At 54.5% G+C, this 13,472-nt stretch carries 8 protein-coding genes; 7 read left to right on the top strand and 1 reads right to left on the bottom strand.

What is annotated here, in order from left to right; all coding sequences use genetic code 11:
- Together gudD and NMC31_RS09540 are read left to right on the top strand one after the other, a co-directional pair.
- Positions 1-1,338: a glucarate dehydratase gene (gene gudD, locus NMC31_RS09545; protein ID WP_436649982.1), complete on the top strand. Its 1,338-nt coding sequence runs from the start codon at positions 1-3 to the stop codon at positions 1,336-1,338.
- 84 nt (positions 1,339-1,422) lie between these two features.
- On the top strand, positions 1,423-2,562 hold the full coding sequence (locus NMC31_RS09540; protein WP_253897767.1) for a glycerate kinase: 1,140 nt from the start codon (positions 1,423-1,425) through the stop codon (positions 2,560-2,562).
- Between the two features lie 135 nt (positions 2,563-2,697).
- On the opposite strand, the gene barA is transcribed toward NMC31_RS09540, so the two are convergent.
- Positions 2,698-5,451, bottom strand: a complete 2,754-nt coding sequence (gene barA / locus NMC31_RS09535; RefSeq protein ID WP_253897766.1) for a two-component sensor histidine kinase BarA — start codon at positions 5,449-5,451, stop codon at positions 2,698-2,700.
- 56 nt (positions 5,452-5,507) lie between these two features.
- Between barA and rlmD the strand changes: the two genes are divergently transcribed.
- The 5 genes from rlmD (at position 5,508) to eno (ending at position 13,356) form a co-directional block, all read left to right on the top strand.
- Entirely contained in the window at positions 5,508-6,806 is a 1,299-nt protein-coding gene (gene rlmD, locus NMC31_RS09530) for a 23S rRNA (uracil(1939)-C(5))-methyltransferase RlmD (RefSeq protein WP_253897765.1), read from the top strand.
- A 50-nt stretch (positions 6,807-6,856) separates the two neighbouring features.
- Positions 6,857-9,091 (top strand): GTP diphosphokinase, encoded by a 2,235-nt coding sequence (gene relA / locus NMC31_RS09525; RefSeq protein WP_253897764.1) that lies wholly within the window; start codon positions 6,857-6,859, stop codon positions 9,089-9,091.
- Between the two features lie 105 nt (positions 9,092-9,196).
- The gene (mazG, locus tag NMC31_RS09520; protein WP_253897763.1) at positions 9,197-9,988 is read left to right on the top strand and encodes a nucleoside triphosphate pyrophosphohydrolase; all 792 of its coding nucleotides are present in this window, start codon (positions 9,197-9,199) and stop codon (positions 9,986-9,988) included.
- A gap of 349 nt (positions 9,989-10,337) precedes the next feature.
- Positions 10,338-11,975: a glutamine hydrolyzing CTP synthase gene (pyrG, locus tag NMC31_RS09515; protein ID WP_253897762.1), complete on the top strand. Its 1,638-nt coding sequence runs from the start codon at positions 10,338-10,340 to the stop codon at positions 11,973-11,975.
- 82 nt (positions 11,976-12,057) lie between these two features.
- Complete coding sequence (gene eno / locus NMC31_RS09510; RefSeq protein ID WP_005130911.1) at positions 12,058-13,356, top strand: phosphopyruvate hydratase; 1,299 nt, start codon at positions 12,058-12,060, stop codon at positions 13,354-13,356.
- Positions 13,357-13,472 lie beyond the last annotated feature (116 nt).

Here is a 13,472-nt window from a genome sequence, read left to right as displayed (position 1 = left end):
ATGTCTCACTATTCAACGCCAGTAGTTACTTCCATGCAGGTGATCCCGGTTGCGGGCCACGACAGTATGCTGATGAACCTGAGCGGGGCGCACGCGCCGTTCTTTACCCGCAACATTGTGGTAATTAAAGACAATTCCGGACATACAGGCGTGGGGGAAATCCCTGGCGGCGAGAAGATTCGTACTACGCTTGAAGATGCTATCCCGCTGGTTGTCGGTAAAACCCTGGGCGAATACAAGAACGTCCTGACGCTGGTGCGTAATACCTTTGCCGATCGTGACTCCGGCGGTCGCGGGCTGCAAACCTTCGACCTGCGTACTACCATTCACGTGGTTACCGGTATTGAAGCGGCAATGCTGGATTTGCTGGGCCAGCACTTAGGTGTAAATGTGGCTTCTCTGCTGGGCGATGGTCAGCAGCGTAGCGAAGTGGAAATGCTTGGCTATCTGTTCTTCGTTGGCGATCGCAAAGCGACGCCGCTACCGTATCAGAGCCAGCCGGATGAAAAATGCGACTGGTATCGTCTGCGTCACGATGAAGCGATGACCCCGGATTCCGTGGTCCGTCTGGCGGAAGCGGCGTATGAAAAATACGGTTTTAACGACTTTAAACTGAAGGGCGGCGTGCTGGCCGGGGAAGAAGAGGCCGAGTCTATCGTGGCGCTGGCAAAACGCTTCCCGCAGGCGCGCGTCACGCTTGACCCGAACGGAGCATGGTCTCTCAACGAAGCGATTAAAATCGGTAAATACCTGAAGGGCGTGCTGGCGTATGCGGAAGATCCGTGTGGCGCGGAGCAGGGCTTCTCCGGGCGCGAGGTGATGGCTGAATTCCGTCGCGCGACTGGCCTGCCGACCGCGACCAACATGATCGCCACCGACTGGCGTCAGATGGGCCACACGCTTTCGCTGCAATCTGTCGATATTCCGCTGGCGGACCCGCACTTCTGGACCATGCAGGGTTCCGTGCGCGTGGCGCAGATGTGTCATGAATTTGGCCTGACCTGGGGTTCACACTCCAACAACCACTTTGACGTTTCGCTGGCGATGTTCACCCACGTAGCCGCTGCCGCGCCGGGTAATGTCACCGCGATTGACACTCACTGGATCTGGCAGGAAGGAAATCAACGCCTCACCAAACAACCGTTTGAAATCAAGGGCGGGATGGTGCAGGTACCGACTACGCCGGGTCTGGGCGTTGAACTGGATATGGACCGCGTTATGCAAGCCAACGAGCTGTATAAGAAACACGGGCTGGGCGCACGCGACGACGCGATGGGCATGCAGTATCTCATCCCGAACTGGACGTTCGATAATAAGCGCCCTTGCATGGTGCGCTAATGAAAATGCCGATCCCTGCCGGGGTCGGCATTTTTTCTGATTCAGATGTAAGATCATGGCACTCCCAACGCATAAGGACAGCCAATGAAGATTGTAATTGCACCGGATTCATACAAGGAAAGCCTGAGCGCGCTGGAGGTGGCGAGTGCCATCGAGCGGGGTTTTCGCGAAATTTACCCCAACGCGGATTACCATAAACTTCCCGTTGCGGATGGCGGTGAAGGCACCGTCGAAGCGATGGTGGCCGCCACTCAGGGGCGTGTCGTTGAAGTAGAGGTGACCGGCCCGTTGGGCGACACGGTGCAGGGTTTTTACGGCCTGTCTGGCGATGAGCAGAGCGCCTTTATCGAAATGGCGGCGGCCAGCGGGCTGGAGCTTGTACCGTCCGACAAACGCTGTCCGCTTACCACAACGTCCTGGGGAACTGGTGAACTGATTCGCCACGCCTTAGATGCGGGCGTAAAGCATATTATTATTGGCCTCGGCGGCAGCGCGACCAATGACGGCGGCGCAGGCATGGCACAGGCGCTGGGCGTGAAGCTGCTGACGGCGGATAACCAGGCCATTTCCCCCGGCGGTGCGGGGCTTGAGACGCTAGAACGTATCGATACCAGTGAGCTGGATGCGCGGCTGGCTGAGTGCCGTATTGAAGTCGCCTGTGATGTCACCAACCCGTTAACGGGCGAAGAGGGCGCATCTGCCGTGTTTGGCCCGCAGAAAGGCGCAACGCCCGAGATGATCTCCCGCCTTGATACGGCGCTTGAGCACTATGCGCAATGTGTAAAGCGCTGTCTGGATATTGACGTACTGGCGCTGGAAGGAGGGGGCGCGGCAGGTGGAATGGGCGCGGCGCTGTATGCATTCTGCGGCGCAGAGCTTCGCCCAGGCATCGAAATTGTCACCGACGCGCTGCATCTCGATAAGCTGGTAGCAGACGCTGACCTGGTCATTACCGGGGAAGGACGTATCGACAGCCAAACCATTCACGGCAAAGTACCGGTAGGCGTGGCGCGCGTGGCAAAGCGTTATAACGTGCCAGTTATCGCGATTGGCGGCAGCCTGACGCCGGATGTCGGCGTCGTGCATGAGCATGGCTTAGAAGCGGTGTTTAGCGTGTTGTATCGCATCTGCACGCTGGAAGATGCTTTGCGGAATGCTGAAGAGAATCTGTTTATGGCAGCGCGGAATATCGCGGCGGTGTTGAGGATGGGGCAGGGGATGTGAGGTTGGATGCATTACCCCTCACCCCGGCCCTCTCCCACAGGGAGAGGGAGAAAACCAGCGCAGTTCTACAACATCAGCACGGTCAGTCCCCTCTCCCTTGAGGGAGAGGGCCAGGGTGAGGGGGAAAGCAGGTACTCACCCCAACATCTTCTTCGTTTCCCGCGTCACGTTATCCATCTCATCCAGCAATTCCAGGAACTCCGGCTCCAGATCTTCCGCAGGCGTTCCGTTGCGCAGTTGTCCTTCAATCAGATGGCATAAGTGTTTCAGGCGCGGCACGCCGCTGTAACCACAGCTACCGTGCAGTTTATGAATGGCGTCCACCAGATTTTCCGGCTCTTCCCCCACCAGCTGCTCTTCCACCTTGTTACGCACCTCTGGCAGGAACGCGACCAGCATTTGCAGCATCTCGCGCGCAAGGTCTGGTTTATACGCGGCCTGACGCAGTGCCAGCTGCCAGTCGAGCGTGGTGTTGAGATCGATAGCAGGTTCTACGGGTTCAGACGCGGTTGGCAGCGTCGCCGCAGATAACCCCGGCTTGTAACGCAGCAGAAGATTATGAAGTTTATCTTCCTCAATCGGTTTCGCCAGATAATCGTTCATGCCCGCGCTCAGTAGTTTCTCTTTCTGCCCGGCCATGGCGTGCGCGGTCACCGCAATCACCGGCGTTTGCTGCTGATGCGGCAACTGACGAATCAACTCGCAGGCGCGAATACCATCGATATCCGGCATCTGAATGTCCATCAGAATCAGGTCAAACTGCATTTCGCGGGCGCGCTCAATGGCCTGTTTGCCGCTTTCGCACAGTTCAACATGCTGTACCTGATCGCTAAGCAGTGCACCAATCAGCTTGAGGTTGGCCGGGTTATCGTCCACCGCCATCACCGTCATGGCAATGCGCGAATCATCATCCTGTAAGGTGAGCGCTGGTTCGGTGAGGTGGCAATAATCCGTCAGCGCGGGAAGAAGACGCGTGGAGGTGAGCGGTTTTAACAGACAGGCCGCCGCGCCCTCTTTTTTCAATGCTTCGGCATCAACCTGCGCGTGGCATGGCAAGGCAAGCAGCAGATAGTCGGTCATTGCGCGCGCCTGAGCGAGTTTCTCACGATGATGGGCCAGGTCGCGTACTGATACCGGAATCGCTGCCAGCATCATGTCGTAATGTTCTACCGGCAGCGCCGAGAAGGTCTGGCTGTAGATGACTTCCAGCGGCGTGGAGGCCAGCATATCAAGCGTTGCCTGCGCTGCCGCTGCGTTAGCTTCAACATATGCAAGGCGCTTGCCTTTCAGACACTGTGTGGGTGGCCCGTCGGAGAGAACATTTGGGTTGAGATCCAGATTGATGTTGAACCAGAAGGTTGAGCCGCGATTGGGCTGGCTGTGGAAGGAGATATCTCCGCCCATCTCTTTGACCAGTTTCTGGGTAATCACCAGCCCCAGCCCGGTGCCGCCGTGGCGGCGAGAAATGCTGGCATCGGCCTGACGGAATGCCTGAAACAGTCGCGACTGATCGCGCTCCGGAATGCCAATTCCTGTGTCGCGAATTTGCACTTCGATTTGCACTTTGTTGTTGCTGAGCGCGCGTTTCTCAACCAGCACATCAATGTTGCCGTGTTCAGTAAATTTAATCGCATTTCCGACCAGGTTGGTGATCACCTGCTGTAAGCGTAGTGGGTCGCCAATTACGTTATCCGGCACATCGTTTTTAATATTAAGAGTGAGCTCCAGCCCTTTGTCATGGGCAGAGTGGGCAAGCAGCGTCACGACCTCATCCAGCGAGTTACGCAGCGGGAACGGGATGCTTTCCAGAATCAGCTTACCGGCTTCCAGTTTCGAGAAGTCGAGGACATCGTTAATGATCGCCAGCAGATTATTCGCCGAACGCTCAATGGTGTTCAGGTGGTCACGCTGGGTGGGATTCAGCTCGCTTTTCAGCGTCAGGCGGGTAAAGCCAATGACCCCGTTGAGCGGCGTACGCAGTTCGTGCGACATGTTGGCAAGAAACTCGGACTTAATACGCGCCGCTTCCTGAGCGCGCTTTTTCGCCAGATCCAGCTCGACGTTCTGAATTTCCATCTGCTCCAGCGTTTCACGTAGATCGGAGGTCGCCTGGTCGACGTTGTGCTGCATCTCTTCGTGATACGCTGCCAGCGACATCGCCATCGAGTTAATGCCGTTTTTCAGCATATCCAGCTCGCCCAGCATAAAGCCTTCCACGCGGCTATCGAGTTGCCCGCGTCGGATGCGGTCAACCGTATTCACCATGTTGCGAATGGGTCCAGTGACATCGCGCATTAAACGCCAGCCGAAGATCAGCGCAATGCCAATACAGAACAGCATCATCACGCTGGAGATGAATATCTCTTTGTATTGCTGAAGCCGCACGGAACGGAGATCCAGTTCCAGCGCGACATAGCCCAACATATTGATCGGGGTTTTTGCCTCTGATTGTGGCGATTCATCCGGTGAATAGTGTTCGGAGATAATCGGCGTGCGTAAAATCATGATATCGCCGTGACGTACTACACTCAGCCGCCGGGGAAACGACTGGCCGTTGGGCAAACGCAGTTCGGTTGGGTCAAGCTGGTAGTTTGAGGTGACGAACAGTTTATTATGTTCGTCATACACGGAAATCGCCCGCACGATATCCGAATGGCGGCGATGTAATACGCTGATGAGCTGGCCAATGGATTCGCGGTTCTGCAAATTCATTCCATATTCGCTGGAGACGGCCAGCGGTTCGATAATGCTGGCGCCAGCGTCTTCGAGTTGACGCTGCAGGTCGTTATAGCGGTGAACGACAAAGAAGATGCTGAGCAGTAAACCGATAAGTACGGTCGGGGCCAGGATCAAAATCATCATGCGCGCACGCAGGCTGTAGTTGGTCATGAAGGTCCGTTGTGGGAGAATCAGGGTAATATGTTTGATTGAGAAAAATCTCTACGATGGCGCAATTCTACTCTGCAAAACGGCGCGTGACGACGCGCCAGATCATAACTGTGACAGTCAGTGACCTCGATCCCTTCGGTCAGGGTGTTGCGCGTAACAACGGTAAGACGCTATTTATCAGTGGGTTACTTCCTGATGAAAGCGCAGAAATTACCCTGACGGAAGATAAAAAACAGTACGCCCGTGGGCAGGTAAAACGGCGCTTAAGCGACAGCCCGGAGCGTGTGAAACCGCGTTGCCCGCATTTTGGCGTCTGCGGTGGGTGCCAGCAGCAACACGCCTCAATTGCACTACAGCAGCGCAGTAAACAGGCCGCACTGGCTCGTCTGATGAAGCGCGATGTAGAAGACGTGATTGCGGCCCAGCCCTGGGGCTACCGCCGCCGCGCGCGCCTGAGCCTGAACTACCAGCCTAAAACACAGCAGTTGCAGATGGGTTTTCGCAAGGCCAACGCCAGCGATATCGTTGATGTGGTGCAGTGCCCCGTTTTGGTGCCCACTCTTGAGGCGTTGTTGGTGCCGTTGCGCGAATGTCTGAATACGCTGCAAGGCAAACGCAGCCTGGGGCACGTTGAGTTAGTGAGCGCTGACAACGGCCCGCTGCTGGTGCTTCGCCATACCGCGCCGCTGAGTGCGCAAGATAGAGAAAAACTGGAACGCTTTTCGCATTCTTCAGGTCTTTCCCTGTATCTCGCGCCCGAAAGCGAGATACTTGAACGCGTAAGCGGCGAAGCGCCCTGGTATTCCTCAGACGGACTACGCTTAACGTTCAGTCCGCGCGACTTCATTCAGGTGAACGATGGCGTAAACCAGAAAATGGTCGCCACGGCGCTTGAATGGCTCGATATACAGAAAGAGGACCACGTGCTCGATCTGTTCTGCGGTATGGGCAATTTCACGCTGCCGCTGGCAAAACGCGCCGCCAGCGTGATTGGCGTAGAAGGCGTTCCGGCGCTGGTGGCGAAAGGCCAGGAAAATGCGGCGCTGAATAATTTACAGAATGTCACATTTTTCCATGAGAATCTGGAAGAGGACGTGACGCGTCAGAGCTGGGCGAAGCACGGTTTTGACAAAGTTTTACTCGATCCTGCCCGCGCAGGCGCACCGGGCGTGATGCAACATATTATAAAATTAGCGCCAACGCGGATGGTCTATGTGTCCTGTAACCCCGCTACGCTTGCGCGTGACAGTGAAGCGCTTTTACGTGCGGGTTACCAAATTCAGCGTATGGCAATGCTTGACATGTTCCCGCACACTGGGCATCTGGAATCAATGGTGTTGTTTGAGCGTAAGTAATAATTGTGGCTTGTCGACTTCGACAGGCCCGGTCCCTTAAGGAGAGGACAATGGTTGCGGTAAGAAGTGCACATCTAAATAAAGCTGGTGAGTTTGACTCACAAAAATGGATCTCAAGCCTGGGAATTTCCAGCCAGCAGTCGTGTGAGCGCTTAGCCGAGACCTGGGATTATTGTCGACAGCACACCCAGAATCACCCGGATGCCGAGCTTCTGCTCTGGCGCGGGGTGGAGATGGTAGAGATTCTGTCGATGCTCAGTATGGATAACGACACCCTGCGCGCCGCCTTGCTGTTCCCGTTGGTGGACGCTAACGTGGTTTCTGAAGAGGTGCTGACCGAAAGTGCCGGGAAATCCGTCGTCACCCTGATCCACGGTGTGCGCGATATGGCGGCTATTCGCCAGTTGAAAGCCACCCACACGGATTCCGTTTCTTCAGAACAGGTTGATAACGTACGCCGCATGCTGCTGGCGATGGTGGATGACTTCCGCTGCGTGGTTATCAAGCTGGCAGAGCGCATTGCCCATCTGCGTGAAGTGAAAGACGCGCCGGAAGATGAACGCGTGCTGGCGGCGAAAGAGTGTACCAACATCTACGCGCCGCTGGCGAACCGACTCGGTATCGGCCAGTTGAAGTGGGAGCTGGAAGACTACTGCTTCCGCTATCTGCACCCGGCGGAGTACAAACGCATTGCTAAACTGCTGCACGAACGCCGTATCGACCGCGAACACTACATTTCTGAGTTCGTGGGTCACCTGCGCGCCGAAATGAAAACCGAAGGCGTGAAAGCGGAAGTGTACGGGCGACCAAAACACATCTACAGCATCTGGCGCAAAATGCAGAAAAAACAGCTCGCGTTTGATGAGCTGTTTGATGTGCGCGCGGTGCGAATCGTCGCCGAGCGGTTGCAGGACTGCTATGCCGCACTGGGGATAGTACACACTCACTATCGCCACCTGCCGGATGAATTTGACGACTATGTCGCCAACCCGAAACCGAACGGTTATCAATCCATCCACACCGTGGTGCTGGGGCCTGGCGGCAAAACGATTGAAATTCAGATCCGTACCAAACAGATGCACGAAGATGCCGAGCTGGGCGTCGCCGCGCACTGGAAATATAAAGAGGGTACGGCGGCTCCAGGCCCGCGTAGCGGCCATGAAGACCGCATTGCCTGGCTGCGTAAGCTGATTGCGTGGCAGGAAGAGATGGCGGACTCCGGCGAAATGCTCGACGAAGTGCGCAGCCAGGTCTTTGACGACCGCGTGTATGTGTTTACACCGAAAGGTGATGTTGTCGATTTACCGGCAGGCTCGACGCCACTTGATTTCGCCTACCACATTCATAGCGATGTCGGCCACCGCTGCATCGGCGCGAAAATTGGCGGGCGCATCGTGCCGTTCACCTATCAGTTGCAGATGGGCGATCAGATTGAAATCATTACCCAGAAGCAGCCGAACCCAAGCCGTGACTGGCTGAACCCGAACCTGGGCTACGTCACAACCAGCCGCGGGCGTTCGAAAATTCACGCCTGGTTCCGTAAACAGGATCGCGATAAAAACGTGCTGGCCGGACGTCAAATTCTGGATGACGAGCTTGAGCATTTGGGTATCAGTCTGAAGGAAGCGGAAAAACATCTGCTGCCACGTTACAACTTCAACGACGTGGAAGAGCTGTTAGCGGCGATTGGCGGCGGAGACATTCGTCTCAACCAGATGGTCAACTTCCTGCAGGCGCAGTTCAACAAACCGAGCGCGGCAGAAGAAGACGCCGCAGCGCTGAAACAGTTGCAGCAGAAAACCTACACGCCGCAAAACCGCAGCAAGGATAATGGCCGTGTGGTAGTTGAAGGTGTCGGTAACCTGATGCACCACATTGCGCGTTGCTGCCAGCCGATTCCGGGCGATGAGATTGTTGGCTTTATCACCCAGGGGCGTGGGATCTCCGTGCACCGTGCCGACTGCGAACAGCTGGTCGAACTGCGTGCGCATGCGCCGGAACGCCTGGTGGACGCCGTTTGGGGCGAAAGCTACTCAGCGGGTTACTCGCTGGTGGTGCGCGTCACGGCGAACGACCGTAGCGGCCTGCTGCGTGATATCACTACCATTCTCGCCAACGAAAAGGTCAACGTTCTCGGCGTCGCCAGCCGCAGCGATACCAGGCAACAGATGGCGACCATCGACATGACCATTGAAATCTACAACCTGCAGGTGCTGGGCCGTGTGCTTGGCAAACTGAATCAGGTGCCGGATGTGATAGACGCGCGGAGATTGCACGGGGGGTAAATTCTTCCAGGCCGGATAAGGCGAAGCCGCATCCGGCACTATCGCAACGCCGGATGCGGCTTCGCCTTATCCGGCCTACATCTTTTCAATTTTCCAGGATTTTACATGGACCAAATCACCCGCCTTCTCACCATTATGCAGCGCCTTCGCGACCCAGAAACCGGCTGCCCGTGGGATAAAGAACAAACCTTCAGCACCATCGCGCCATACACCCTTGAAGAAACTTACGAAGTGCTCGACGCTATCGCCCGTGAAGACTTTGACGACCTGCGCGGCGAACTCGGCGACCTGTTGTTCCAGGTGGTGTTTTACGCCCAGATGGCGCAGGAAGAGGGGCGTTTTGACTTCAACGATATCTGCGCGGCCATTAGCGACAAATTAGAACGCCGCCACCCGCATATCTTTGGCGATGCGGCCGCAGGCAACAGCAGCGAAGTACTGGCGCGCTGGGAGCAAATCAAAACCGCTGAACGCGCTGAAAAAGCGCAGACTTCCGCGCTGGATGATATTCCGCACAGCTTCCCGGCATTAATTCGCGCGCACAAAATACAGAAACGCTGCTCGGCGGTTGGCTTTGACTGGGACACGCTCGGCCCGGTGCTGGATAAAGTGCATGAAGAAATTGACGAAGTGATGCACGAAGCGAAGCAGGCGGTGATTGATGAAGCCAAACTGGAAGAGGAAGTGGGGGATCTGTTGTTCGCCACGGTGAATCTTTCACGTCATTTAGGTGTAAAAGCCGAAACCGCGTTGCAAAAGGCCAATCTTAAATTTGAACGCCGTTTTCGTGAAGTTGAGCGAATCGTCGCCGCCAGGGGCCTGGAAATGACCGGAGTAGACCTGAATACCATGGAAGAGGTATGGCAGGAGGTAAAACGACAGGAACATGATCTCTAAGGAAATTTCGCGATCAAGCGCAATTTGTGTGATTTTTTAAATGACAAGCGCTTGATTTGCGTCAAAAACATTTAGCCAAAAGCGGCTATTTTCTCACTCCTTATCTCTGTTGAGACTCCATGCTGAGATGCATTCATCACTAATTCGTGAGACATCAAGGTGATAACGGAGTAATTCTCTGGGTGAATAGCAGTGTAATGCCCTGTTTAACCCGGAGAAAACCAACATTAACGCGGCCTGAAGAACACAGGGGAGGGAGAATGAAAGTTTGTGGCGCTCGTCATGTTCGGGTATACTGTTTTCCCGTCCTGGTTATTCCATCGTTTCACCCTAACTTCTCAGGTTCAGCATGACAACGAACTATATTTTTGTGACCGGCGGGGTCGTATCCTCTCTGGGTAAAGGCATTGCCGCAGCCTCCCTGGCAGCCATTCTTGAAGCCCGTGGCCTCAACGTAACCATGATGAAACTGGATCCGTACATCAACGTCGATCCAGGCACCATGAGCCCGATCCAACACGGCGAAGTGTTCGTTACTGAAGACGGCGCAGAAACCGACCTGGACCTGGGTCACTATGAGCGTTTCATCCGCACCAAAATGACTCGCCGCAATAACTTCACGACCGGCCGTATTTACTCAGATGTCCTGCGCAAAGAGCGCCGTGGCGACTATCTGGGCGCGACCGTACAGGTTATCCCGCACATCACTAACGCTATCAAAGAACGCGTACTTGCTGGCGGTGAAGGCCATGACGTGGTTCTGGTTGAAATCGGCGGTACCGTAGGTGATATCGAATCCCTGCCGTTCCTTGAAGCGATTCGCCAGTTGGCGGTTGATATCGGCCGTGAACACGCGCTGTTCATGCACCTGACCCTGGTGCCTTATCTGGCAGCGGCGGGTGAAGTCAAAACCAAACCGACTCAGCACTCTGTAAAAGAACTGCTGTCCATTGGTATTCAGCCAGACATTCTGGTTTGCCGTTCCGATCGCGCCATTCCGGCGAACGAACGTGCAAAAATTGCTTTGTTCTGTAACGTGCCAGAAAAAGCCGTTATTTCGATGAAAGATGTCGATTCCATTTATAAAATTCCGGGCCTGTTGAAATCGCAGGGGCTGGACGATTATATTTGTAAACGATTCAGCTTGAACTGTCCGGAAGCTAACTTGTCTGAATGGGAACAGGTTATCTATGAAGAAGCTAATCCGGCAGGCGAAGTAACGATTGGTATGGTCGGCAAGTACATTGAACTGCCGGATGCCTACAAATCCGTTATTGAAGCGCTGAAACACGGTGGCCTGAAAAATCGTGTAACCGTCAACATCAAACTGATCGATTCGCAAGATGTTGAAACACGTGGCGTCGAAATTCTGAAAGATTTAGATGCTATCCTGATTCCTGGTGGCTTCGGCTACCGTGGCGTTGAAGGTAAAATTGCTACCGCACGCTATGCGCGTGAAAACAATATTCCGTATCTGGGTATTTGCCTGGGTATGCAGGTTGCGTTGATTGAGTTTGCACGTAACGTGGCGGGTATGGATAACGCCAACTCTACGGAATTTGTGCCAGACTGTAAGTACCCGGTTGTGGCGCTCATTACCGAGTGGCGTGATGAAGAAGGCAATGTTGAAGTGCGCACCGAGAAGAGCGATCTCGGCGGCACCATGCGCCTGGGCGCGCAGCAGTGCCAGCTCTCCGACGATAGCCTGGTTCGTAAGATGTACAATGCGCCAACTATCGTTGAGCGTCATCGTCACCGCTACGAAGTCAACAATATGCTGTTGAAACAGATTGAAGCTGCAGGTCTGCGCGTTGCGGGCCGTTCCGGGGATGATCAGTTGGTCGAGATCATCGAAGTTCCGAATCACCCGTGGTTCGTTGCTTGTCAGTTCCATCCGGAGTTTACTTCTACACCGCGTGATGGGCATCCGCTGTTTGCAGGCTTTGTAAAAGCCGCCAGCGAGTACCAGAAACGTCAGGCGAAGTAAGTAAAAAAGTTAGAACGGCAACGCCCCATGAGGGGCGTTGTTTGTCTGGAGTTTTAGTTTAACTTGTACTGAGGAAAACCTAATGTCCAAAATCGTTAAAATCATCGGTCGTGAAATCATCGACTCCCGTGGTAACCCGACTGTTGAAGCAGAAGTTCACCTGGAAGGTGGTTTCGTCGGTATGGCAGCTGCTCCGTCAGGTGCTTCTACTGGTTCCCGCGAAGCTCTGGAACTGCGCGATGGTGACAAATCCCGTTTCATGGGTAAAGGCGTACTGAAAGCTGTTGCAGCTGTTAACGGCCCAATCGCTCAGGCTCTGCTGGGTAAAGATGCTAAAGATCAGGCTGGCATCGACAAAATCATGATCGACCTGGACGGTACTGAAAACAAATCTAACTTCGGTGCGAACGCAATCCTGGCCGTTTCTCTGGCTGCAGCTAAAGCTGCTGCTGCTGCTAAAGGTCTGCCGCTGTATGCTCACATCGCTGAACTGAACGGCACCCCGGGTAAATACTCCATGCCGGTTCCGATGATGAACATCATCAACGGTGGTGAGCACGCTGACAACAACGTCGACATCCAGGAATTCATGATTCAGCCGGTTGGCGCTAAAACCCTGAAAGAAGCTGTACGTATGGGTTCTGAAGTGTTCCACAACCTGGCTAAAGTTCTGAAAGCTAAAGGTATGAACACTGCAGTTGGTGACGAAGGCGGCTACGCGCCGAACCTGGGTTCCAACGCTGAAGCGCTGGCTGTCATCGCTGAAGCGGTTAAAGCAGCAGGCTACGAACTGGGCAAAGACATCACCCTGGCGATGGACTGCGCAGCGTCTGAATTCTACAAAGACGGTAAATACGTTCTGGCTGGCGAAGGCAACAAAGCGTTCACCTCTGAAGAATTCACTCACTTCCTGGAAGAACTGACCAAACAGTACCCGATCGTCTCCATCGAAGATGGTCTGGACGAATCTGACTGGGATGGTTTCGCATACCAGACCAAAGTACTGGGCGACAAAATCCAGCTGGTAGGTGACGATCTGTTCGTAACCAACACCAAGATCCTGAAAGAAGGCATCGAAAAAGGCATCGTTAACTCCATCCTGATCAAATTCAACCAGATCGGCTCCCTGACCGAAACTCTGGCTGCGATCAAAATGGCGAAAGACGCTGGCTACACTGCTGTCATCTCTCACCGTTCTGGCGAAACTGAAGACGCTACCATCGCTGACCTGGCGGTCGGTACTGCTGCAGGCCAGATCAAAACCGGTTCTATGAGCCGTTCTGACCGTGTTGCTAAATACAACCAGCTGATTCGTATCGAAGAAGCACTGGGCGAACAAGCTCCGTACAACGGTCGTAAAGAGATCAAAGGCCAGGCTTAATCGCCCCGCTTTTAACTCTTAATAAAAACCCGCTTCGGCGGGTTTTTTTATGTCCACAAATTTTTTCTGCCAGCTCATTTTTACGCAATTTGATCTTTCTCACATCGTTATTATTT

The organism is Pseudocitrobacter vendiensis, from assembly GCF_943590815.1.
GTDB lineage: Bacteria > Pseudomonadota > Gammaproteobacteria > Enterobacterales > Enterobacteriaceae > Pseudocitrobacter > Pseudocitrobacter vendiensis.
The sequence above is the reverse complement of the archived record's forward strand: the minus strand, read 5'-3'. Positions and strand labels throughout refer to the sequence as shown.